General features: G+C 44.9%; 28 protein-coding genes. All 28 read right to left on the reverse strand.

Annotation, left to right across the window (positions count from 1 at the left end; genetic code table 11):
• Window positions 1–5 precede the first annotated feature (5 nt).
• Window positions 6–1,709 carry a hypothetical protein gene (locus DWY93_RS06190; RefSeq protein ID WP_117471992.1) on the reverse strand — a complete coding sequence of 568 codons (1,704 nt, stop codon included), beginning with the start codon at window positions 1,707–1,709 and terminating at the stop codon, window positions 6–8.
• 96 nt (window positions 1,710–1,805) lie between these two features.
• On the reverse strand, window positions 1,806–2,414 hold the full coding sequence (locus tag DWY93_RS06195) for a DUF6550 family protein (RefSeq protein WP_055650603.1): 609 nt from the start codon (window positions 2,412–2,414) through the stop codon (window positions 1,806–1,808).
• An 81-nt stretch (window positions 2,415–2,495) separates the two neighbouring features.
• A complete protein-coding gene (locus DWY93_RS06200; protein ID WP_117471994.1) occupies window positions 2,496–3,041 on the reverse strand; it encodes a hypothetical protein in 546 nt (181 codons plus the stop codon).
• A 22-nt stretch (window positions 3,042–3,063) separates the two neighbouring features.
• Window positions 3,064–3,474, reverse strand: a complete 411-nt coding sequence (locus tag DWY93_RS06205; protein ID WP_117471996.1) for a DUF4320 family protein — start codon at window positions 3,472–3,474, stop codon at window positions 3,064–3,066.
• Between the two features lie 17 nt (window positions 3,475–3,491).
• The gene (locus DWY93_RS06210) at window positions 3,492–4,364 is read right to left on the reverse strand and encodes a hypothetical protein (protein ID WP_002593816.1); all 873 of its coding nucleotides are present in this window, start codon (window positions 4,362–4,364) and stop codon (window positions 3,492–3,494) included.
• Between the two features lie 2 nt (window positions 4,365–4,366).
• Entirely contained in the window at window positions 4,367–5,296 is a 930-nt protein-coding gene (locus DWY93_RS06215; protein WP_117471998.1) for a hypothetical protein, read from the reverse strand.
• Window positions 5,293–6,738: an ATPase, T2SS/T4P/T4SS family gene (locus DWY93_RS06220; RefSeq protein WP_347465779.1), complete on the reverse strand. Its 1,446-nt coding sequence runs from the start codon at window positions 6,736–6,738 to the stop codon at window positions 5,293–5,295. Before DWY93_RS06220 ends, DWY93_RS06215 begins: the two co-directional genes overlap by 4 nt.
• Window positions 6,739–6,932: 194 nt before the next feature.
• Window positions 6,933–7,745 (reverse strand): AAA family ATPase, encoded by an 813-nt coding sequence (locus DWY93_RS06225; RefSeq protein WP_055650600.1) that lies wholly within the window; start codon window positions 7,743–7,745, stop codon window positions 6,933–6,935.
• A 3-nt stretch (window positions 7,746–7,748) separates the two neighbouring features.
• Entirely contained in the window at window positions 7,749–8,609 is an 861-nt protein-coding gene (cpaB, locus tag DWY93_RS06230; protein ID WP_117472002.1) for a Flp pilus assembly protein CpaB, read from the reverse strand.
• 149 nt (window positions 8,610–8,758) lie between these two features.
• Window positions 8,759–9,235, reverse strand: coding sequence for an A24 family peptidase (locus DWY93_RS06235; RefSeq protein ID WP_242866159.1), 477 nt, complete (start codon window positions 9,233–9,235; stop codon window positions 8,759–8,761).
• Entirely contained in the window at window positions 9,219–9,416 is a 198-nt protein-coding gene (locus DWY93_RS06240; protein WP_347465781.1) for a DUF6133 family protein, read from the reverse strand. The genes DWY93_RS06235 and DWY93_RS06240 overlap by 17 nt, the downstream gene beginning before the upstream one ends.
• A 90-nt stretch (window positions 9,417–9,506) precedes the next feature.
• A complete protein-coding gene (locus DWY93_RS06245; RefSeq protein ID WP_002593823.1) occupies window positions 9,507–9,833 on the reverse strand; it encodes a SpoVG family protein in 327 nt (108 codons plus the stop codon).
• 87 nt (window positions 9,834–9,920) lie between these two features.
• The gene (locus tag DWY93_RS06250) at window positions 9,921–10,481 is read right to left on the reverse strand and encodes a YodL domain-containing protein (RefSeq protein ID WP_002593824.1); all 561 of its coding nucleotides are present in this window, start codon (window positions 10,479–10,481) and stop codon (window positions 9,921–9,923) included.
• Between the two features lie 16 nt (window positions 10,482–10,497).
• A complete protein-coding gene (locus tag DWY93_RS06255; RefSeq protein WP_055650597.1) occupies window positions 10,498–11,058 on the reverse strand; it encodes a hypothetical protein in 561 nt (186 codons plus the stop codon).
• A 4-nt stretch (window positions 11,059–11,062) separates the two neighbouring features.
• On the reverse strand, window positions 11,063–11,341 hold the full coding sequence (locus DWY93_RS06260; RefSeq protein WP_002593826.1) for a hypothetical protein: 279 nt from the start codon (window positions 11,339–11,341) through the stop codon (window positions 11,063–11,065).
• On the reverse strand, window positions 11,338–11,598 hold the full coding sequence (locus tag DWY93_RS06265) for a hypothetical protein (protein ID WP_008400407.1): 261 nt from the start codon (window positions 11,596–11,598) through the stop codon (window positions 11,338–11,340). The genes DWY93_RS06260 and DWY93_RS06265 overlap by 4 nt, the downstream gene beginning before the upstream one ends.
• Entirely contained in the window at window positions 11,595–12,575 is a 981-nt protein-coding gene (locus DWY93_RS06270) for a DNA adenine methylase (RefSeq protein ID WP_081034906.1), read from the reverse strand. Before DWY93_RS06270 ends, DWY93_RS06265 begins: the two co-directional genes overlap by 4 nt.
• Window positions 12,576–12,625: 50 nt before the next feature.
• Window positions 12,626–13,618: a DUF5688 family protein gene (locus DWY93_RS06275; protein ID WP_117472005.1), complete on the reverse strand. Its 993-nt coding sequence runs from the start codon at window positions 13,616–13,618 to the stop codon at window positions 12,626–12,628.
• A gap of 138 nt (window positions 13,619–13,756) precedes the next feature.
• Entirely contained in the window at window positions 13,757–14,320 is a 564-nt protein-coding gene (locus tag DWY93_RS06280; protein ID WP_117472007.1) for a hypothetical protein, read from the reverse strand.
• Window positions 14,289–14,651, reverse strand: coding sequence for a hypothetical protein (locus DWY93_RS17420; protein ID WP_242990543.1), 363 nt, complete (start codon window positions 14,649–14,651; stop codon window positions 14,289–14,291). The genes DWY93_RS06280 and DWY93_RS17420 overlap by 32 nt, the downstream gene beginning before the upstream one ends.
• Before the next feature lie 572 nt (window positions 14,652–15,223).
• Window positions 15,224–16,966, reverse strand: a complete 1,743-nt coding sequence (locus DWY93_RS06290; RefSeq protein WP_117472011.1) for a DUF2326 domain-containing protein — start codon at window positions 16,964–16,966, stop codon at window positions 15,224–15,226.
• Window position 16,967: 1 nt separating this feature from the next.
• The gene (locus DWY93_RS06295; protein ID WP_117472014.1) at window positions 16,968–17,216 is read right to left on the reverse strand and encodes a hypothetical protein; all 249 of its coding nucleotides are present in this window, start codon (window positions 17,214–17,216) and stop codon (window positions 16,968–16,970) included.
• On the reverse strand, window positions 17,216–18,610 hold the full coding sequence (locus DWY93_RS06300; protein ID WP_117472016.1) for a metallophosphoesterase: 1,395 nt from the start codon (window positions 18,608–18,610) through the stop codon (window positions 17,216–17,218). The genes DWY93_RS06295 and DWY93_RS06300 overlap by 1 nt, the downstream gene beginning before the upstream one ends.
• 677 nt (window positions 18,611–19,287) lie before the next feature.
• The gene (locus DWY93_RS06310; protein WP_117471197.1) at window positions 19,288–20,514 is read right to left on the reverse strand and encodes an immunoglobulin-like domain-containing protein; all 1,227 of its coding nucleotides are present in this window, start codon (window positions 20,512–20,514) and stop codon (window positions 19,288–19,290) included.
• On the reverse strand, window positions 20,511–21,257 hold the full coding sequence (locus tag DWY93_RS06315) for a type II secretion system F family protein (RefSeq protein ID WP_242990544.1): 747 nt from the start codon (window positions 21,255–21,257) through the stop codon (window positions 20,511–20,513). The genes DWY93_RS06310 and DWY93_RS06315 overlap by 4 nt, the downstream gene beginning before the upstream one ends.
• Window positions 21,238–22,413 (reverse strand): CpaF family protein, encoded by a 1,176-nt coding sequence (locus DWY93_RS06320; protein WP_117471202.1) that lies wholly within the window; start codon window positions 22,411–22,413, stop codon window positions 21,238–21,240. Before DWY93_RS06320 ends, DWY93_RS06315 begins: the two co-directional genes overlap by 20 nt.
• A 50-nt stretch (window positions 22,414–22,463) precedes the next feature.
• Entirely contained in the window at window positions 22,464–23,480 is a 1,017-nt protein-coding gene (locus DWY93_RS06325) for a ParA family protein (protein WP_117471196.1), read from the reverse strand.
• A gap of 94 nt (window positions 23,481–23,574) precedes the next feature.
• Window positions 23,575–23,958, reverse strand: a complete 384-nt coding sequence (locus DWY93_RS06330) for a hypothetical protein (protein WP_117471195.1) — start codon at window positions 23,956–23,958, stop codon at window positions 23,575–23,577.
• Window positions 23,959–24,242: the final 284 nt, after the last annotated feature.

Genomic DNA, 24,242 nt, shown 5'->3' on the forward strand with positions numbered 1-24,242 from the left:
TCCTCCTACTCTGGTTTCTGTGGTGCGATATGCCAGTCACTCCACAAGTTCCCATCAATGATAATAGAATCATTCAGATTCATGGAGAGCATTCCAGCCGGTGTCCAGCAATCCAGCAGCCAAGTATATGGCGTATAACTTCCATCCGGATACCAAATTGGTGTAAAATGCGTTCTCCTCTCATAGGTACTGTAACCATTTTTCTTAAACTCATGGGTCATATCATAGCCGCCATTCATCCGTTCCAAAAGCCTCCAAAACCTCTCATACTGAAATTCCGGAAAATAAGTCACCGCATTCTGCGCAGATGTCACTGCAGAACTCTGATTGGTGCTGACATGTGTCGTTACCTTCTCTTGGAATCCATAACCGGATTTCATCGTCCTTCCCGTAGCGGTAGGAGACTTTTCATCGGTTGTAATTCTCATATCTGCAGTCAGGCTTGCGGAGTATCGATCCAGGTCAAACTCCCACCAGCCATGGTCACACCAGTACCCGTCATCATCCTCATCTCCGCTGTGCCATACCCAATGTTCCTGCCACCATGGTCTCCACACGCTCCAGGATGCGGAGGTTACTTCTGCATTAGAAGGAATCACAGGCCTTGTAAATCCGTCATTCCGGTCATCCGCATTGGGATCTGGCGGTGGATTTTCATCCAGATCCACGACATTGATATGAAGAGTCCCTTTACTGGTTCCTCCTCCACCTCGCACACGGACGGTCATCGTCATGGCCTGGGGTTCTTCCGGTGTTGTCCAACGGATCCAAGCCAACTGGCTGTCGCCGGATGGATAATATACCTCCCCTACCTCATAGCTTCTTCCTCCTACAGAAAATGTTACGGATACCGGATGATCCGGATCACTCTGCCCGCCGCTTACCTCTACTGCCGTAATCACTTCCGTATTCGTCCGATATTCATAATCATAGGTCGTGATTTCCGGTTCTTCTGGAGGCACATCCCGGAACCGTACAATACCAAGACCCAAGGAACTCTTTATTTCACTGTTGGAACGGACTCCCGATGTCGGACCTCCCCAGGCCGGATATCCCAGATCCGGTGTTTCCAAAAACATGGACAGCGGCAGGTTCTGAAATGCCACGGTTGGAAGAACAGCTCGAAGCCCTCCGCTTAACATCTCATCATAGAGTGCTGCCTCTGTTGCCGTGACCGCAATCAGAGTTCCCTGAAATTTTAGAAAACTGATTGGCTCCAATAAAAGCCGGTACTCTCCTCCCACCAGTGTATCAAAGTCCATTCCGGTTAGTCCGGCAATGCTGCGCACCACCTGTTCATCTGTAAAATAGCTTTTGATCTGCTCAATATTGGCTTGCCCCAAGCTTTTCGAGCTGATGATTCTGGGTAGAGACTGTGCCGGATTTACATACTCATATGGATTGGTATCAATCATCAAAGCACTTCCTCTGGTATAAGACATTTTACTGACTTTCCCAAAGGAGTAGGCAATATTCGGATGCTTGTTTGTTAAGTCAATCGGTCTTGTTACCGGATCATGGCTCTCTGCCCGAATGACAGTAACCCGCACCCCTTCATTTCCCGGTGACCAGGAATTCTGACTGGTCCCCTGTCCCATACTTCCGCCGCCCCCATCAAGATTTCCGTCCCCTACTGCATAAACCTGGATGGAGAGTATCAAAGACAGTACGATTGAGACTATGAAAAACACACATTTCTTCTGTTTCAAGTATCCTCCTTTCCAACCACAGGAAGCCTTGTTTCCTTCCCTGGTATCTGGGAAAAGAAAAAACACCACATTGATGTGGTGCTTCTTCTTTCTGTCTTAATCCATAATGCCAATCTTATTCCCGTTTTCATACATATCTTCTGCTGCAGTTCCAGAGCCTCCTCCTCCATGGTTTTCTACCCAGCCGAATCCTGGAACATAGATCTGGTTCCCGGAAGTATCTCCTGCCTGCGGCTGTTCCGGATCTGCTACCGGTTCGGACGGTTTTTCTACCGCTTCATGATCCACGGGAACCGGAGGGGTATCCTGCTTTGTACCATCTGGTTTTTGTGTTGGATCTGTCAGGATCTCCTTGCTTGGCGGTTCTGGTTTAGTTGGTTTTGGTTGGATACTCTGCGTTGTCTGATCAGTCTGTGGCGACCGGCTGTCCACCGCCTGAGTGTCTGTTTCCTGATTTTCTCCGATTCCTGGATGAATCACAAGGCTCTCTTCTTCTCTGGATACTACTTTACTTTCCTCTTCCTTCTTTTCAAAATCTCCAGGATCTACAATCAATTCTGTTTCCGTCTCCCCTGTTCCTGGCAGAACATCTTCACCGGACGGTTTCGGACCAAACTGCATTCCAATGGCAGCGATCAGGCCGATTCCTATGAGCACGCCGCCCAAAATTGCCAGATTCTTTTTCATCTTCTCTGTCAGTTTCATGATTCTGCTCCTCCTTTATCCTGTTTTCTGTTTTGTTATGCACAACATACTATACAATCCTCTCAAAGTCCAGGTCATTCCCTAGAACACCTCTGTATATCCAGCCTGTACCTTCAATGTGATCCACATGGATGGAAGAATCCGGCCGCCAAACCGAACTGGAACCTCCAGTCTAACAATGGCATCTGCCTCAAACCGCTGCGCATGGGCTGGATCCGATGGGGCCAGAGGTGCATTCCGAAGCGTCACTTGCAGGCTATCTATGGCAAACTCCATTGCAGTTCCAGTATCCGCATACTTTACATGTCTGCCGCCAGACAATTGGGTCCCTATGGTTTCATCCAGATAATTATAAATGTCCCCTTCATTCAGATCTTCTTCCCAGCTTCCCTCTCCAAAGGGAACATAGCTGCCAGAATATCCCTCCCTGACTCCATGATACACACCTGCATAATTATCATTGACTGTGGAAATGACAGCATCCTCCACGGCTTCCCGCACACCTGCCGCAATGACTTGAAGCCGGAAATACTCACTAATCCCACACATCAGAATAATCAGCGAAAGAACAATCCCAATGGTCATGGGAAATGAGGAGGCTCGCCTGTCTCTCAGTATCTCTTTCATCCGTTTCCGCAATCCCTCCACCTCATTTCCAGTAAACTTCTGATTTTCCAGCTGCCTGTGCGCGAAGCGTAACCGGAAAAGAAGCAAACTCGCCAAACAGACCGATATTTGTATCCATCGTCAGGATAACGGTAACCTCTTCATTTAACTGGATTCTTCCATGACTGGACCATAAAATGTCCGGATGAAGCCCTGTTTTTTCCGACAGCACAGCGGCACGGCGGCTTGTCTCTGCACCTACGCGCCCGCTTACCTCTGCTTCACGCACCAGTTCTGTAGCGAAGGTATCCAGCTGCTGTTTCTGAATAAAAACCGGAAGCACACGCATGGCAAGGGCAAGCACCATGACCGCACACAAAACCAGCACAATCACATCCACATATCCTTCGCCCCGTCTTTCTGACAGCGCTCTCCATAAACGATGACTCCTCATCCTCTCCTCCTTCCTGTCTAAAACATTCCTCCAAGGCTCTCCAATGCCACATAGCAGATAATCGCCAAATAAGTCAGCAGAAAACATACCAGCATGACAAAGGAAAAAACACGGATCTTGGGAGGGATTTTCTGTGCCTGTGCTTTTAATCTCTGCAGTTCGATCTGCTTAAAATCATGAGCCAGCATCTGAAAATACACTGTGCTGTCATCCCCTCGAAGGACACCAATCAATCCACGTACCACATCGGACAGCATGGGCGAGTTCAGTCTTGCCTCAAATCGTGTCAGCGCCGCTTCATAATTGGAGGAACGCATATCCGCCAGAAGAATATCTAACTCTCCAGTCAGCGCTGGTCCCGCATTCCCCTTGAACCGCTCCAACATACCGATCACATTACGGCTTGCTTTCAGTTCCTGTTCCATAGTCGCCACCATTCTCGGAAGCTCCCCCTCTATCTCTTCCCGCTTTGCCTTTAAGGTTTCATCCGCTTTCTGATTTTCCTTAAAGTAAAGAAGTAATGCCAGCACAACCACGACAGGAACCAGTAGCGGAAAAAGGAACATGCAGGGAATCGCCCCCAAAAGTACTGCGCCTGATTTTACCAGAGCATACGCCTGATACACTTCCGGGGTCATATTCATTCCACTGGCTTTTAACACATTCTGCATCCTGCTTCTCTTATATGCATCCATCCGGATGAAACCAGACAGTCGCACTGCTAGGATCATAAAATAAGTCTCCAATGTCTTTGCCGCTTTCCGCTCCTGTTTTACCGTACCCAGCATGGCCTTCGCCGCACCCATGGTAGGTAACTTTAGAACAGACGCAGTTAAAAAGAAAAGTCCCAGAGCTAAAAACAGCCCGAATAAAAATAACAAGCCTTCCATAGCTACCTCCTGTATTCAATGGGACGGGTCAGTTTCACTACAAAGCCAGCGGATATAAAAATAGCCGCCGCAGTGGCAGCCAGAATACACTGTCCCAGTACCGTATGCATCAGTACATCATACCAGTCCTGATTCAGTAGATACATAAGAGGAATATTGCCTACTACAAACACAACCATGATCATAAACTCTTTTCTTGGTTCTGCGATCATGTATTCCAGTTCTGCGTTCACATTCCGCATATCTGACAGCTTTGATACGATGGGCGGCAGTGTAGTCTTTAAGCTCCGGTCATGCTGGCAGTCACTAACTGCATCGCACCACTCCCGAAACACCTCATTATCAATCCTTCCCCGCAAAATCCGAAGGGAGGCCTGAACATCCGGATTTACCATTTTAATCTGGATGAGAAAATCCTGAAATACTCTGGACACTGGAGGATTTAAATATGCTATATTCTCCTCCACCGCCGTCACAATATCTTCTGTCCTCAGATATGCTGTGGTAATGACCGAAAGCGCCGTTTCCAGTTCTGCAGACACATCCCTTTTATAATGATTGGCAGTCAGTTTCACATACCAGAATGGTAGAAATAAAAAACCCACTGCCATCACCGGAGCCAGGAAAAAATTCCCCAACAAAATAGCAATGGATCCCCCAGCGCAAAACAGTGCCAGAGCAACTGCGCAGATGATGGAAAACCGGTTCCCCCTGCCCGTCATTTGAAGGATGTTCTGTGCTTCCTCCAGTTCCCTGCGCAAAATCCCTGATTTTTTTCTTCCTGATGATTCCCTGATGTCTTCCCGCAGACTTCGTTTTGGATTCAATAGAAATCCAAACAGGCTGTCCGTAAACTCCACTGGCTTCATTCCCAGCAGTAAAAATACACCCACGATCATTCCCACACACGCCAATAGCTGAATCGCCGTCATTCATTCTCCTCCTCTCTATCCTTTTTTACATTCAAAAGTCCTGCCAGCGTTTCCTGCGGCATTCCATTCTCCATCAGCCGTCTTGCCAGACTGTCCGAGATTGGGTTAATTTGTCTATGGTGCCCCACAATTACAAACTTTCCATCCTCCACCCTGTTTTCCGTAATCTGATATTGAAACAGTGGACGGTATCGTCTGGTTCCATCTGCCAGAATCTCACACTCCATGATTTCCATTAAACGGCGTTCCTTGTTTTCCAGCTGTTTGCAGAAAGCGATGATCGGATAGGCTTCCGTTACAAATCCCATCAAAGTCTCATCACTCATATCCACAGCACGTTTACACAGGGAAACCATGCGGCGGTAAGTTGCCTCACAACTCATGGAATGGATGGTTGTCACAACCGCAACACCGGTTCTGGCAGCCTCCTGTGCCGCATTCGCTTCTGGTCCACGCATTTCTCCTACCACAATAATGTCCGGATTAAAGCGTAGCGCCATATCAAGGAGTGCAATCTGATCTACTCTCTGCCTCTCATTCTCGCTGTCACGGGTCAAGGTATGAATCACGGAATTGACTACCCTCCCATCCTTTCTGCGTACCAGCGCCAGCTCCCTTGAACCATTCTCAATACTGTAAATACGCTTACCGTCCGGAATTGTGGTCAGAAGCCAGCCTAACAGTGTGGTTTTTCCGGAGCTTGTGGCTCCCGCCACACACACAGAGATTCCATACCGGATGCACTCCGATAAAAAATCCAGCATCTGACTGGTTGCCGTTCCTCCCTTTATAAAGTCCTGTTTCTTCATGCTCTGGGGATTCACAATTCGGATCGAGGCTGCCACCCCGACATCCTCATCAACAAGAGGTGTCTTCAGTACAGCAATACGGATATTTTTACTTAAATGTCCCAGAACGCTTGGACTCGCATCATCCAGCACCATCCCAGACACATGCAACATACGCCGAATGACATTGATGGCATGTTCGGGGCTTTCAAAATGCTCTTTCAATTTTTCTGTCACTCCACCAGAATACTGGACCTCCACATCATCCCAGGCATTTACATCGATCTCCTCGATTTCTTCCCCGTAGATGTACTTTGTGAGAAAACCGAACTCTGCCATTTCTGAATAAATCGCATCAATCAGCTCATCCGTGGTTTTTCCCGGTACTTGTATACGGTTATCCTGAATATACTTCCCGGCAAATCGGCGGATCTGTGCTTTTATTTCTTCGTTTCCATCTCCGGTTACCAGATTACTGTATTCTTTGGAAAGATACGCCTGTATCTCCTGCAGCACGGACTGAAAGTCACGCCCTTCATCCTCTGATGCAAAAAACAGGTCATGGGTACGGAGAGAACGACCTCCCGTTTTTTGAGTACACAAAGGAGCCTCTATATCCTCCTCTTCTGACCAGATATCCTCCTTTCCATGCATCTGTCCTTCACAAGCCTGTTCCGACAGGCTATCATTTTGAAAGTTTTCTTCTGTCCCCTCCCCTCCATCCAAGCCATCCAAAGAAGCCTCCGTTTCCATGATCTCCTCCGGAAGATGTCCAGAATCCTGTCGTGTTTCTTCCCGAACAGCTTCGGGAAAACCCGCAGAAAACGCGGCTTTGCTGCGTCTTTCCCCTAACATCCGAACACCTCCTTTGTGATTGCTTCCATGTTTTTTCTAAACCCCTTACTGTCCTTTAGTACCAGTTCTTTCAGAAGGTTCCCTTCCAGAACCTGTGCCTTTACTTCCTCGGAATGAGGGATCTGGAATGCCACATTGCCGAGCACCCGTTCAATGTGTTCGCTGGCCTCATTGGGATATACATTGCTCGCCACTTTATACTGCTTTTCTGCATCCCACTGACTGTCCTTAAGAAGCGGAAGCTGACTGGAAAGATAACTGATGGATTTCAGATCACAGTTTACCAGCCGCAGCACTGCATCCGCCTCCATCAAGGCAATGGCCGAAAGAATGTCATTGGCAATACAGCTTCCACAATCAACGATGATATAGGGAGCGATCTTTCTTAAACACTGCAGTAATTCCTCTGCCTGTGTCCGCTCGTAAGGTGGATATGTGTATTCATTTTCCCCCTTCCTCATTCCAAGGATTGTTAGATGGCGTATTTTTTTATGAGTAATACAGTTATGGCGTACCAACGATTCCGACACATGGGTTGCTGCCAGAACACTCCCCAGAGAATGCTCCTCTTCCAGGTCTCCAGGAGGACAGATACAGGGAAGCATCGGTGTATTCATATCACACAGAAGGAGAGCCACATCCTTCTTCTGCATGGCAAGGCGCGCCGCCAGCTTCACTGCTGTCGTGGTTTTACCAGATCCAGGACTTCCCCAGACTGCCAGCATTTGATTCTCATTTTCCGGTTCCCAGTCAGGAGAGCTGTCCCCGGCTCCCCTGCTGAAAATACTGTTTTTCAGAAAATTCAAGGCTTACTCCACCTCGCTTTCCTCTGTTTCGCCCTGTTCGGACTCCTCCTGCTCCTCTGCTTTGGTTTCCTCTGGCTCCTTATCAGAATGATCCGGCGCCTCGTTTTCTTCCGCTTCTCCTTCCATATCTTCTGGAGGATACAGTTCCGTTAATATCTGGTTTTGCGCTTCCAAAAACTGCCCTGCACTCTTTTCATCCCCACGATACACCAGAGACAAATGCAGTTTTCCATCTGCCTCCAGCTCTGCCAGAACCATTGACTGCTCTGGCGTTACCAGCAAGGTAACGGTTCCAGGCAGCTCACGATCCGCTCCATCTTCCAGTTCTTCTCCCGTATTTGCATCATATCCGCTGTTTGCAGTCACAGCAATGACCTCCACATACTGAAGCTCCGCAGGAATTACCGTTTTTCCCTGCTTTCTATAATCTGGAGCTATAACTGACACAATATCGCCGCTCTTTAGCTTTCCGGACAATCCATTGGCAAATGCCTTAACCGTAACAGAGATTGCCTGCTTTTCTCCTGTCAGATGATAGAGATAGGCATTTTCTGCCGCCGGCTCTTCTGCAATCTTGGATGTCAGGATGTAATCTCCTGGCGCCAAATCTGCAGATGCAAATGCCCCAACCACAGTATCCGAATGTTTTACTACATCATCTGGCAGGTTATAACTGCCAACCTCTATGGTCTTTACCATGTCAGAAGTAATTTCTTCTCCCACTGAAATTGGTTTTACTACACGTACAATTTCCGTCTTTTCACTCATAGCCTTATTAAACAATGGTGTAACTGCAAAGCAGATGATTAAAGACAGCACGATGCAAAGCACACCAAGTACAGTCCTGTTTTTCAAAAATCGCATTTCATCTCCTCCAACTCTTTTCCTTATTTTGGTTCCTTTTTAACCAGTGTTCCACTGACTGCTGTCTACCTATTTTCTGTTGTGGTATATGATGGCCGCAATCATTGTAAGCGGCACTGCAACACAAACCATGATCCATAATTTCTTCTTCATATCATCCATCCTCCTAATCTCATACAATAAACGGCTGCCGCTCCTCCTGCCAGAAACGGTCCCACAGGAAATGCTTCTTTATCTCGTTTTCCCTTGAACCGATTCCACAGGCAGACCATACAACCATACATCACAAATCCTGTCAGTCCTAAACAGGAAGCAGTCAGGCTTGCAGGAAGTCCCAGTACCAAGCCGGTTGCTCCTGCCAGCTTGATATCACCGCCGCCAATTCCACCTTCCCTCTTGCAAAATAATGCAACTATGAGGTATGGCACTGCCCCTAAAGCTCCAAACAGCTGTCTGGGTGCAAAGTTCAGAAAGGAAAGCAGGGCAATCCCTGCCTGGAATCGGTCCGGAATAATCCGGTACCGAAGATCCCAGGCAGAAACCGCAATAAGCAGCGAGAAAAAAAACACTGCCTGTACTGCCTGAAGCAGCGATATCCTGATCTCCATATCAACCGCTATAATCAAACATTTCCTGCACCCTGCGTACCAGTGTAGGAAGTACGGTATCATTAAACAGTGCATAAAGACCTGCCAGAAGCAGTGCTCCCAGCACAACTGCGATCAGGATCTTAATGACTGTGTCCACATATCCCTCACCAGATGTATCCTGAAGCTTGTTTTTTACGTTCCACATATGCATAACCATTGCATTTCGATAATTTACCAGCTGTCTTTTAATATTCTTCATTTGATCTCCTCCATTGATTTTCTGTTTTTGTTCTCTGTACCCCTTAAATCAGACCATGTTCTGCCCTGGATTTTGAGGGGGTGCTGTCTGTAAGGTAGATGCCTGTGCCATGGACAGTGCCTCTCCATACGCTCCCAATACCGCTTGTTTCAGCTCGTTGCGGAATTCCTCCGTCACAGGAAAACAGATATCCTTGTATCCATCCTGTGTTTTCCGACTGGGCATAGACATAAAAAGCCCATCCTTACCTCCCTCGACGATTTTGATTCCCCGGACGGCAAAACACCCGGCGATTGTGGCGGATGCATAGGCTCTGATCCCGCCCTGTACTCCTGGTGGATACATAGATGTAATCCGAACGTCTAAATCTGGCATACTGATTCTTCCTCCTTTGTTTTTTTCTGCTCATAAACCGTTCCTTTCTGGATCTATTTCAGTCAAACAGGCAGCCAAAACTGCCTGCTAAAACTGCATGGTGTGTATGAATTCCTCCGCCGGTTGCGACTCTGTAAAATCAATTCTCTTAAAGTCATAGCGATCCACATAAAAAAAGGAACTCCCTGTTTCATCATAGAGTTCCAGCACATCACTAATGGATAGCCCATGACCTGTATAACCGGACGGCGGATGATACCGGAATTTATCATAGAGTTCTTCCAGGTCATTGGTGTCAGATGCCCCTTCATAGACTTTGATATAAAAATCCGGCTTGGGGGAGCCATATTGCTGCTCCATCTGGGAAAGTGCAAGGAACTTCATATGCACATCCACATCTCCTCTCAGTTGCCAGATGCGTACATCTTTTAACCCCTTTGCCGATTCCATATCTTCCTGACTATTTGCCAACCGGTCGTAGATCCCGTCCTGCCACTGAATTTTTTGGATATTCCTCTGCTTACGCAGGAAGCTTTCTAATGCTTCATTCTGAAACATGGGATCCACTACTGCACATCCTTCCGTCACACGACCTACCCGGTTCCCATAATACCGGATCACTCCATTTTCAATCTGAATCTGCTTCATTTCCCTTCCCTCATTTCTAAATCATCTCCATCCCCCCGTCCTTCTGTGCCTGTTGAAACTGTTCCAGACTCTGCACATCAGGAAAGATCATCCTTCCCTCTAACATTTCCAGTACGGCAAAATCATCCCTGTCGCAGATCAAAATCCGATACTGGTAGTCCTTCTGCATCATTACATAGCTCCATACTTCCTCTGGATTTGCCAGCCATACCCCTGACGCATAGCGTCCATCCGGCAGAAAACTGTATCCAGAATATTCTGGGGAATGTCCATGTAAATCCAGCGCCCCAAATGGACGGATCTGGGAGAGCTGGAGCCGTTCCTTTTCCCCCAACAGTTCTGGTAGCAGCACACCAACCACATCCCTGTTCCAGCAGTGCCATGCCTCCCCAGTAGATAAAGAAACCAAATGGGCAATGGAATGTCTGGGATTTTCTGTTTTCTGGATATTCGTACAGAAAAAAAGCTGCCCCGTGTAATGCTCTGGTAATACCTTTGAGGGAAGAACCACCACCCGGTTCTGGATAGATATCTCCTTTTCTGTCTGCATACAATCCTTTTCTGTGAATTCCTGCATGATCTTACCCCTCCTTTTTCTGCAGCAGTCTACTCAGTTCTCCGATCAGATCCAGTCGGAGACTATCTGGCATAAACTGAAATGCAGTACGGACATATGCCTCCACTGCCTCCGGAGACTGATCTCCCACCTCGATAACCTCTACCTTCCGGACTGTAATTTTTCCACCCGCCATTCCCAGACAAACAATATCCCCATACTCCAGCTTTGCCGCTTCCCTCATAGATTTTGGAATCAAGACACGTCCCTTTCCATCCACTAAACGATACATCGGTTTACTCATCTGGTCCTTTTCTCCTTTCCCATCAATGCCTCCACTTCATTGGGTTCAATCCCCAGCTCATCGAACACCTTCAGATAGGGTTTGCAAACCGTCTGTACCGGAGCCTCAATACCAATCAGAATCACTCCGGGGACTGTTTCTATCATCAAATCACAATCAAGCGGAATCCCAGCCGTCAGTAACAGTTCACTAGGCACAGAAAGGACACCGTTTTCCTTTTTTTGCACCATTGTTTTTCTCTTGTTTTCTGTTCTCATAGCACCTCTCTTTCCGGACAGATTTCTTCCCGGATTTCGTAATGATCCGTTTCTCCATCTCCCCACATTCCAAATAGATCCAGCTGTCTTGGTTTTAACCGCTCCCTCTCACCAGGATCATAATTGGTAATAATGACCTCTGGAAACTCACAACCTTCCTCATACCTCTGAGCCAGGTTATTGATGCGCGTAACGGCTGTAATAAAATATCCTGCATACAGTTCCCGGATGAAATCGCAGTCATTGTAGCTGACCATCCACTTCCCCCTGCTCCCTGTCAGAGTGTCTCGGAGCCGTTTGTGATCCTCTTTTCGGAATACCACTGCATAATGACCTTCCGTCTCATAATAGGGCGGATCGCAATAAAAAAAGGCACTATCCCGGTCATACTGCCGAATCAGTGCCTCAAAGTCTTTATTTTCTATTACGGTATCTGCCAGCCTGCGAGATGCCTGCCAAATGGTGTCAAAGCAGTTCCGCACATCAAACGGACGGCAACTATAGGATGTACAACCACTTCCATAGCTGTACCGGATCAATTTAAAAAATGCAGCCGCCCGTTTTACATCAGTTACCTCTGCATTTTCCAGCAGGATTTTTTTCACTTCCTCATAATCCGGCGGCAGCAAATACTTCTCTGCAAGTTCCAACTCCTCAATTAAAAATCGGGTATCCGGTTCCTGCTTTTCAATAAATTTACGGATTACTGTAAATTCATCCCTACTGTTTAACGGAAGAAATCCGAGTTCCTTAAGGAATGCCCCCGTGCGGTTCTTAACACAATAAAACAGGTTTGCCAGATTTGAGTTATAGTCATTATAAACCTCCATACACCGGTCATCTGGTGGTTTTCCAAACAGTACCCAACCACCTCCGCCAAACACTTCAATGTAACGATCAAAGTTTGCCGGAAACATTGTGTAAATCAGGCTGCGGAGTGCTTTCTTTCCGCCAACCCATGAAATAAAACTGTTGATTCTGCATCCCTCCTAACATCCACAATACTCATGAAACATATAACTGAGTCCTACGCAAATACCGGTGACATCCCAGGTTCAAAATCCAGCTCCTCTGCCTGTTCTACTGCTTTTTCCAGTCTTTGGGCCTCCCTATCAAATCGGTAAACAAAATTCCCCAGCCTTTCCTGTGGATCCACGGCTTCCGCATTTACTGCCTCTACCATCGCATTCAGTTCTCTTACGCTCATATTCTCTGTTTCTTTTAGAATAATCGTTTCATGAATCGATGACGGAATCACGATTAAATCTGATCCCAGCTTTTCTGCAATAAGAGACATTACTTCTTCATCACACATATAAACCGCCCCATTGACCTGATTTGAATTCGTCAAAACATACATCATTGCATTGGGATCCACATCCTCTAAATGTTCCAAACTACCGGCCTTTACATCTCCCGATTCGTCAAAACACATTTTTGCCAACATATCCTGTAAATCCAAAAAACAAGGAGGATTGCTCTGCTTCATGTTTTCCCAGGCATCCTGCTTTAATTGCTCCTCGCTGACTCCCAGCCACTTCAGCCTGTCATAATTGATAATGGCACTTCCGTCCTTTTCTCCGTCCACCAAAACATGAAATCCATAAACCAGTGCCAGATCCTCACATATTTCATGAGGACAATCTGCAAGAAAATCAACATTTTCCTGTGCATTTCGGACATAGACGGTCAGCCCCTTCTTTATGGTTTCATAATCCCATTCTTTACTGGAAATGCCATCTATGGTTATTGCCGTTTCCTGACACTTCTGATAATCCCGAGCGATGGTCCGCCACACATCTTCAAGCTTCTTTCCGTTCTCAAGCTCCTGATAATAGGATTCCAGATATAAAAGCGGGATGGAGGTGTAGCTTGGACTACCTGACAGATATACTCCCTGTAATTTGATATTGTTATTCTTTAACACCTCCTTGATTTCCACTTTTCTCTCCTGAAAAGAGTCCGGAAAAAATCGTTTTAAATTCTCTTTCGTTAATCTCAAAAACTCTTCATAAGTCATTTTCTATTCTCCTCTACACCTTATTCATATCGTTTTCCATCTCATAAGCCGTCAGACGAGTACCTTCCTTGCATACTATTCAAAAAATACAGCTCTCCTTCCATGGTATTAAACTATCGAAAGATATAAAATTCTCTATCATAATGCTCCAAAAACAATCCCTCCTTTCTGAATGTCAGGTTCCTGCTCTTCTCCTTTCAAACCTTCTTCTGTAACCAGAAAGAATTCATCTCCACTGTTCCAAAAACTGACATACAGTTCTCCCTCTGAAATTTTGATTTCCCTCTGTTCAAACCCCTCTCCCCATCCATCGCTTTCCTGCCCTTCCCAGTACTCCTTCACTGCTTCAATCTCTCTTTCAGAAAGCTGGTTATAGCTTTCTACTTCCAGCACTCCCCACAATTCCCCCTGCCAGACTTCCACAGTAGGCTTCATGCTATAAATCTTTTCTTCTAATTCTGGAATATCCAAATAAACCGCCAGTCCTCTGTCTCCTTCTTCCGGAAGGCACTCCTTTGCAATCTGTTCCAGAATTTCCGTCTCATAGCTGCACAACTCAGCTGGAAATACCTCCTCACTGCATTCCTCCAACTCTATCCAGTCATCCTTTGCATATATGATAGCTGTCAAAGGGCTAAAAAGCCGAAGCACAGAACGCTCTGTTGTTTTTTCACTGCTGCTGTCCAATTCTGCTCCTGTCAATCCTTCTTTCCTCCTCTCGTAAAAATCTGCTTCCATGCCTACGAATCACACAGGCCGTCATAATCCATTCAAATGCCCGGTCGCTGACCAGATCTGGATCTATAAGTTCTGATAAACGGATATGCCTGCTTCCCTGATATAGGTCCCTTGCCATATGAAACAAGACATAGCCATCCAAATCAACACCATGGATATGGATTCTGGCAAAATGAATTCCCTCCTGGTCAATCACCTCTAATGCTCTGCTCCACAAAAATCGATCTGCGGAAAGAAGATAAACCGCAGAACAGGTCGCTGCTTCTTCAATGGCTCTGCTGCACTTCTCTCCCATAGCCAGAAACCGTTCTCTATGACCGTTTTGAAAAAAGCACGGATTTCTTCTCCCTGTCAGACGACACACGCGGTTTACAAAGGTGCTGACAGCCACTTCCTCTGCCAACACCTCCAGAAGCTCATAAAACGGGACACAATCGGTCACATGGCTTTCACACAGGCTGCGCTGATTTTCTAGACAACCAGAAAGGTGACTGATAACCATTCCGCTTCTTCTTGGACGAAATCCCGGTATGTGCTGCATTTCCTGCTCCACTCCAGCATAAGTTGTATCACTCATAAATCGAATCATTGTATTCCTCCTTTATTTTCACCTGTTTTTAAACACCAAAAAGACAATCACACTTTGCTAAATAAAGCATGATTGCCTTTTAAGTTCCTACTATAATTTCAGCTACAAAATCACAAATCTATGGCATTCTCTTAAAAATACCCCTCCTTCCCCATCAGCCATATGTTAACTGTCCACTTTATTCTACTTTCAAGTATATAAGCTCCTCCAAAATCTCTACAAAAACTTTAAAGTCAGTGATTACATAATTGTAAGCACTGACTTCCTTGATATAATATTTAATATTTAAAACCAAAGAATCTATGTGTATCTTTATACTCCCTGTCGAATTCAGCAACAACCGTTCCTTGGCTCTTCAAAAATTCTAAATCCTTTTCATCTAGTTCTGATTTGTTTATTGTAATAAAATATTGACCTGTACCCTTTCTTTTTAAATACTCATCTACATATTTTATTACTTTTGCTTTAGCGTCTGGATTTGGTTTACAATAAGAACCATCATGTATAAGAAATTGACATCCCGCATTTAAATCTATTCTATTCAAGAAAAGAGCTAAATCGAACATATTAATTTTCATATACAAACGTCCATGTGAGTTTTCATCTGCAATCTGACATGTAATTTTCACTCTACCCGTAGCAGAGCTTTTTTTAACATCATTCTCATAATTATAAGTTAAATCACCAGATTCATCATAAGCCGTTTCAGTCAATGTTTTAAAATGGGTTTCAATATTTATTATATTATCTTCGTACTGATTATAATCCTTCTCATATTCAAATGTTTTTTCTAATATCTCCTTTCCTTTTGCATTTAATTCTTTTGTCAATTTATTGATCTCATTATACTTATCAATTTTCATTTTAATATCTGCTAGTTTTTGGTATTCTACATTTAATTGTTCATTAATATTATGTATATCATCCACTAGCTGTGTGTTCTGAAATATTTTGGTGCTCTCCGAAATTATTTTTTGCAAACCTTTTTTTTCATTTTGTAATTTTTCAAGTTCTCCTTCAAGCTTTTCTATCCGATTTTTAAAATAATCCCCTCTATTTTCAAGCATATAAGAAAAAAACATTTCCATCTCTTCATAGTTTTTCTTCAACTCTTCCGGAAAATATTTCAATATCTGCTCATAATATATCTGCAAATTTACTAATTCACACATTTTTTGGTGTCGCTGTTCCAAACCCTCAACATTTTGCTCGAACTGTTTTTTACTGTATTCTTTCTTAAAAATTTGTGATTCTACTTTTTTTAATTCTTTTTTTGCTAAAATATATTTTTCTTCATCATAATCAATCTTATCACTTACATTGACAGAATCTAACATATTTTTCATTCTATTTATTTCTGATTCTAATTTAATTTTGTCACTTTTTAACTTAGTAATGTCTTTGGCTAATGTTTTTATAATTTTAATTTCTGTTTGTAATGAAGCCTGTTCATTTTTCAGCTTATTTATTTCCGTCTCATAATAGATTGGTAATAGTGATAAAAAATCTAAACATTGACTGTTCTTAATAGCCTTACGTTTACTTAAGGTAATATCACTAAACCCTTGCTTTTCATCTCGAATCAGATATTCTCGTATTGTCTGAAGTGAGGGAGCCTCTTCGTAATTTAAATTGCCAAAAACATAATCTTGTACTTTTATACGATAACTTTCCAGATCATACATATTCCATCCCTTTAAATCCAATGCTACATTTTCGGAAATGTACCCATTCTCGTCATCGATTATTTGCCTTGCCAAATATAGTACCTTACCATTAACTTCAATTTTTAGCACTAATAAAATATCTCTTTGGGCCAGTTCTTCTTTGTGTTGAAAATCCTCTGGCATTTTCGCTCCTAACAGCATTCGAATAGCATCAACCATTGCCGTTTTTCCTACACCATTAGAATCTTTTTTTGCGACACCTAATATTACATTCAATCCGGACGTATTAAATACGTATTTTCTAATAATCTCTTTTTCTTTTAATGAAATAACATAAAGTTCTTTCAAAATCATATCATTCCACCACCAATTTGATTTTTTTATTTTCAATGTCAATTTTACCTATCCCAAAAAGAAAAAGTATCGCTAAGTAAATACTTGTTTCAATATTTACACTCATTTCTGTAAAGAACTTTTTTTCATATAACTCTACTATCTTACCAAACTCTTTTTCGCTACCCTTTAGCAGCTCAATAATATTCTTAGAAATATACAAAATATTTTCTTCTATTGATGAATATTTATTAATTTTAAAATAGTCCATTATTCCTCCTGAATTGAATCATTAAAAATATCACATTCATAAATTGACCAGTATACTAATATTTTAAAATATGTCTTTAATTTTGTATTAGAATAATTTAATTCATCTTTATAGATCTGAAATATATTTTCTACAATTAGTTCTATTATTTCATTTCCATCTATAGCCTTTTTCCACACTTTGTTATATTCAGAAATGACTATATTAGGAATACTTTCACGTTCTATTTGTGTCAAAAGTGTACTTTCCATAATCTCATCAATTACAGGAAAATATCTGCATAAGGAATGATATTGTTTCTCAACACTTTTATTACATTTCATATTTGAAAATTTTTCAAATACATCTTTCGGGTCTATATTAATATCTTCCATTCCGCTATGCTTCAATTTCTCATGAAATTTCATCATAAATCTTCGAAACTCATCTTCATCTAAATCTTCATCCTCTACATATACATTTGAATCCTGTTTAAACCTATCAAGATTAATTTCCATTTCACCAGGAACCGCTCTCCGACCATCTATTCCTCCAATCGCCCAGCATTCTTCATCTTTGAGCCATTTATAGGATATTAACTTTCCTTTTTTAGTATCCATATCTAATTCGCCTATTATAAATGTAACTGTTGCATAATTATCTACTCTACCGCTTCCACACTGATATGTTGGAATTGTCCTACCTCCACTTAAGTCATAATCATATGCTCCCTTGTGCAAATGACCACACAAATAAAAATCAATATTAAAATCATTAAAATTATTCCATATCTTTTTCTGAATACCATTCATAAAACACGAAATAGGATGATGGCCAATCGCTATGTTAATACAATTCTCTTGATCTTTAAGCTGCTTTATTTCATTATAAAATGAATCTATTTCCAAAATTAGTTTTCCATCATCTTCATCTGTTCCTGCTGTAAATGCAGTATTCATTAAAAAGATATTATACTTTTCCTTTTTTACGAGACGATATATGTAGTTACTGTTTTCACCCTTTACTTTATTATAAAACGTCATATATTTTTTGAAATCTTTTTGTAACTGTTCTATTGTTTCTTTTTCGAATTTAAACTGCTCTGTTCTCATCCCATTTAACAAAACACTTCTCATCTGGGTTCTTTTTAAATCATGATTTCCTGGCACTATAAACAATTCATCAATACTTACACCAGAAACATCTACTAAAGATTCAATAAATTTTTTCAAATTTGCATCGTATCCACCACCTTGATACGCCAAATCTCCCGAAAGCACAACAAAATCCACTTTATTTTTTTCGAACACTTCTTTCATTTTATCAATGATGCTGTCTCTCATTCTCTTAATTTCATAACTTTCACCATCAGAAAAATGTACATCTGATAAATGTAACCATCTCAATGTATCCATACCGCCCTCCAAAAATATTTCTAAATCACATTATAATATTCTTTTACTGCTTTGAATACATTTTTCAACAAATTATTTTCAGATGTTTTTCATATTAAAAAGTATTACTAATTTAAGACCCTGTCAAATGTAACATTAACAGTTCAGCCCTAAATCTACAATATGAATATAGATTCCACAGGTTTGCTTTTACTGGGAAATCCTTTCTATATATAAATCTAGTTGTAAATGGAATCTGGTGACAGTCGCACCAATCCTGTATTTGCTTCATCCGTATGGATTCCCCCGCATCGATTCTGTTTACTAAGCATTGTCTCTTAAAATCATCTACTTCAGCTCTAAAAAATAAGTAAAACAGTACATTATAATATCTGAGCACTACAATCCCATCTGCTGTTTTTCCCTTTGACCTCATACACACTTTCACCTCTCGCTGTATATTCAGTTCTGTTTATCTACATATTTTAACTCTATACACCTTATACCCACTCAATGATAAGGGGTTAATATTCCTACGAGGATCAGAACGACCTCAATAACTCCAACGCCATCTTCTTCCATAAGAAATTTCTTCAACTGCATACATACACCTCCCATATTCCTTCTGGATCTTCCCATTCCTGCCGCAGGCATTTTCCACCATGCAGCTAAAACAGAAAGGATCTTTTTTTCAGTCTCTACAGTGACAAAAATGCCGGTGCCACCACCATGACCATCACAACTCCCAGCATGAGAAACATCGGGATCAGAAGCTTTGTGGACGCCTCCTCGCCTTTTCGGAGCGCAAGTTCTTTTCTCTGACGGAATGCCGTCTCCATCTCCTCCTCGAGAAGCCGCCTCAGATCTTTTCCTCCCGTACTCACACTGTTTCCGAGCAGGGACGCAAATTTTATATAGCATCCCAGACCGATCCGCCGTCCAAACTCCCCGTATGCCCGGATCTCAGGTGTCCCGGTCTCCATCTGGTTCAAGGCAGTTCTCATCTCCCGATATACCGGATGGATAAGCACTGTATTTTTGCTCTCTGCATCCACGACCTGCTTTTTCCATGCCTGGCGGACCGGATAACCGGCCCCGGTCAGGACCACAAAGTCCGACAGCAGCTCCGGATAGTCCAGGATCATCCGGTCTTCCCACTGCTTTTTCGCTTCCTTTGCGTCACTCTTTTCCTTCAGGAATAGACATAGCGCCGCAGCGATCCCCAGAAAGATCAGTCCGCCGTTTCCGCATCCATCTGCCGACCGATAATGGAGAGTTCTCCCGTCAAAAGTTTCTGGAAGCACCACCTGTCCTGTCTCCAGATCTTTCTCCGCAAGCTTCCCCAAAAACGCGGAAAATGTTTCTCTCAACGTCTCGGTCTCTGGAAACACCGTCACAGGAATCTCCACCCAGGTAACCGAAGATCCGTTCATAAGTCCTGCCCGCAGAGTCACCGTTTTCCCGCTCTCAGGCATCTCAGATCCGATCAGTCCCATATTGCTCACGGTCTCGGGGTCCCCGGACTCCCATTCAACAGAAAGTCCATACTTTACGAGGGTCCTGGTAAGGTTCAGGTCACTCTGTACCTTCGAAAGAGACGAATTTCCCCCTAATATCTCCCCCTTCAGGTACTCCATGATCCCCGGAAGTTCTTTCTGAACCTCCGCGTCTGACATTTTCCTCTCAGGAACCGTGACTTTCACCTGTTCCTCCCCGTTTTCCAGACCTTCCACCAGAAGCTCATACTGCCGATCCCCGCCGCCATACTCATTTCGGGCGAGAACCCCGTCACGGACAGGATCCCCTATTTCTCCTACCGCCTCCGATAACCCGTAAAGCACAAAACCAGAGAGCACACATGCCGCATACTTTCCATACTCGTTTCCGTACTCGTTCAACCTGCCTCTTCGCGTTTTTTCTCTCATACTTCGATCTCCAGGAAATAATCAGCCAGCCAGCATGAAGCGAGATAGACTGCAAGGCAGACCGTCATCAGCATCCGTCCGATCAGCGTTGTATACAGAATCCCAAAGAACCCCGGTGACGTCAGCTCAATGTAGATTACGATCAAGACGGGAATCCCACTCATGATCCTTTGCTCCATGCGTTTTGATGCCGTTGCCGTCAGGATCTCCTCCTGGATCCGGATCTTTTCCCCGATGATCTCTGCGGTCCTGGTGATGATCCGCATCAGTTCTCCGCCGCTTTTTCTCGCCGCAAGAAACACGTCCGCAAAATTTTTCACATCGTCCAGGCCGCTTCTCGCCGCAAAGTCCCCCAAAGCATCCTCAAATGTCAGATTCATCCGGACCTTTCGCAGGATCAGCCGGATCTCCTTCGCGATCATGGAATCGCTCCCGTGAATCTCCTCCATCTCCTTTAAGCTCACCGCAAACGCATTCTCCACCGAATACCCCGCATTCAGCCCTGATGCCACTGCGAGGATCGCGTCCTTAAACTCTCCCCGCAGTTTTTCCATCCGCCTCTGCTTCAGCTTTTTCTTTAAGGCCAGCGGAAACAGGATCCCCGCCGGAAAAATAAGCAAAATCAAAAGAAAACTCCGGTAAAACACATAGTCCAGCGCCGCTGCCAAAAGAATTCCTTCTGCCCCGTAAAGCACCCACTCCCTTCGGCTCAGCGTATACGTCTCATACTCGATACCCTGCAAGTCTGAGTTTTTCCCGGTGCTTAAGCGTTCCGATCTGCTCAAGACTTCCTTCCACTTTCCCTGTATTTCCGAAACCGTCTCCTGCTTTTTCCGCTTCACGGAAGGTAAACAGGGGATTGAGGATGATCTCGCCGTTTTCAAATCTGTCCACCTCCTCGATCGCCGTTACTTTTCTCGTCTTGTCCCGCATTCTTGACACATGGACCATAATGTCCACCGCCGACGCGATCTGGCTCCGGATCGCCGCCAGCGGCAGATCAGCTGCCATCAGCACCATAGTCTCAAGCCTGGACAGCATATCCTTCACACTGTTGGCATGTCCGCTGGAAAAGCCGCCGTCATGTCCTGTGTTGAGGCTCTGTAAAAGGTCCAGCGCCTCTTTTCCACGTACTTCACCGATAATCAACCTGTCCGGCCGCATACGAAGGGCCGCCCGGATCAGCTCCCCGATCCCAATAGCCCCGGCACCTTCCGCATTGGCTTCCCTCGTCTCCATCCGCACCAGGTTTTCGATGTGGTTTAACTGCAGCTCCGCTGCGTCCTCGATCGTGATCACGCGCTCACCGGGCGGGATAAACTCTGAGAGTGCATTCAAAAAGGTCGTTTTTCCCGCTCCGGTTCCGCCGCTGACGAAAATGTTGTACCGCGCAGCTACAAGTGTTTTTAAGAGGTCCGCGGCTTCCGGGGAAATACTTCCATAATCCAAAAGGCGTTCCATCGTCATTGGCTCCGGAAATTTCCGGATCGTCAAAATCGGACCGTTTAACGCTATCGGCTCCAACACCACATGAACTCGGGATCCGTCTGAAAGCCTGGCGTCCGCCAGCGGCATCGACGTGTTGACGATACGGTTCACACTGCTGACGATCTGCTGGATCAGATCTTCCAACTGCTCCCTGGATTCGAAAGACTTTTCCCACCGCCCGATCTTTCCCCCTGTCTCTACGAATACCTGGTCCGGCCCGTTCACCATGATCTCCGTCACCCTCGGATCGTCCACCAGCTCCTGCAGGATATCCAGACGTCTGAACGAATCAAAGAGTTCCCGGTGAAGCTTTAGGCGCTCCCCAAGTGTCTGCGGGAATTCCTCCGGCTGTTCCTCCATACAGACATCCATCCTCCGATCGATAAGCTCCGCGATCTCCTCGTCCGACATCTGCCGGTCATATGTCATCTCTGCCAGGATCTGCGCCCGCAGCATCTGTTTCAGCTGTCCCATAAGTTCCTCTGTCCTTTCAGCAGACTCCTCACAAAATCACCCATATCCCCCCACAGAAGTTCCTGGGGAAAATGCTCCATTCTTCTCCCGCCGGTCACCATCGGCACATGGATCTTCTGGATCTTTTCCATGACCGCGCCGTTTCCCACTGCCTCCAGGTATTCCTCAAACTCCCGCATTTTTTCTGCAGAAAACGGGTCCTCCCGGATCGGCGTGTAGATCACCTGGCATTTTTCCAGTAACGGCAGCGCATCCCGCCCGTAATCCCCCACATCGAGAACCAGCGTCGTATAATTTCCTTCCTGCAGGATCCGTTCCAAAAGATCCGCCATCTCCTGCACCGACAGCTGCGTATAGTCCTGTGGAATGCGGATCGGCGGGATCCACGCCATGTCCCCCAGATAATAGACGATGGAATTCAGCCGGACCACATGAAAACGGTCCTGTTTATAGTAGTAGATGAGGTCTGAAAGATCCCGTTTCCACCGCTCATTTAAGAGTCCTGTAAATCCTGTAAAGGTATCCAGTGTCACAAACAGGACCTTCTCCTCCTTAGCAAGGATCTGTCCGATTGCTAACGCCAGACATGTCTTCCCGCATCTTCCGATGGGCGAGTAGACACCGATGATCCGCCTGGACTGGTCAGTAGCTCCGGCAGTATTGGGCCGGATTCCCGGAATCTCACTGTAGACAGCCATCACCTCCCGGATAATATCGTCCCCGGATTGGAACTTATAGATCTCTTTTCCAGAATCCATCTGCTTCTCTGTCTCCTCAGACATATAGATCTTCTGGGCCGACGGGATTCCGGAAATATCCCCGGAATCCGTCCGTTCCCCCGAGAGCAGGACATCGATCTCATGCTTTTTTGCGTACTCTGCCAGCTTTTCCTTTGAAGTAAACACCTGGGCAATAAAAACTCCCTTTTCCTTTCGGTTTACATAATCAGACAACCGTTCCGCATACCTGGTATCCGCGTCATAAACCGCCATCATCTTTTTCATGTCTTCTCATTTCCTTTCCCCCGCCGGAATCAGACTCCGGCATACATTTGATCAGACCGCTACGCAGTCCTGTAAGATATGCGTTCCCGTCTCTTTACTGGATCAGCATAAACAGACAGTATCCCGCAAACAGATACGGCCCCAGCCGTAAAAGACCTTCTTTCTCAAAATACCCCGGATATTCCGTGAGCCGCCCTTTCATTCCCGTCTCCACCGCAAATCTGGCGGCCCGCTCCATGCGATACCAGAAAGTTCCCTGTTTGATCATCCGGTAAGACGCCGCTACAGCAGCAAAGACCATTCCAAGACCAATTACAAGCACGCCATCCCAGACTCCCAGAAATCCAGTGACTACTCCCATAAGCTTGATATCCCCCGCGCCGATGGTCCGGCACAGGAAAAACGGGTAAAAGACCGCGCATGTCCCCACAAACCGCAGGATAAATGATCCAACCTCGATAAACGCCAGAGTCACCAAAGGCTGCGCCCCCGACGACTTGTTGCTTTCTACAAAAGCAAGGACTATTCCAGCCGCGATCCCTGCTATGATCTGAATGTGAAAGATCTTTCCTTTCTTTCAGTCTGTCACCGCTGCGGACAGCAAAACTGCAAACAATACCACGATAAGATCACCTCCCGCACAGCCATCTTTTCCAATCACCTTCCCCGGAGAACAGAATTCTCCCGAAAGGATCAAAAAAGAGCCTTTTCCCAGTTACTGCAATTCAAAAATCAATACGTTAAACGGATTTCATGCCCTGA

The organism is Clostridium sp. AF28-12 (assembly GCF_003435225.1).
GTDB lineage: Bacteria > Bacillota > Clostridia > Lachnospirales > Lachnospiraceae > Pilosibacter > Pilosibacter fragilis.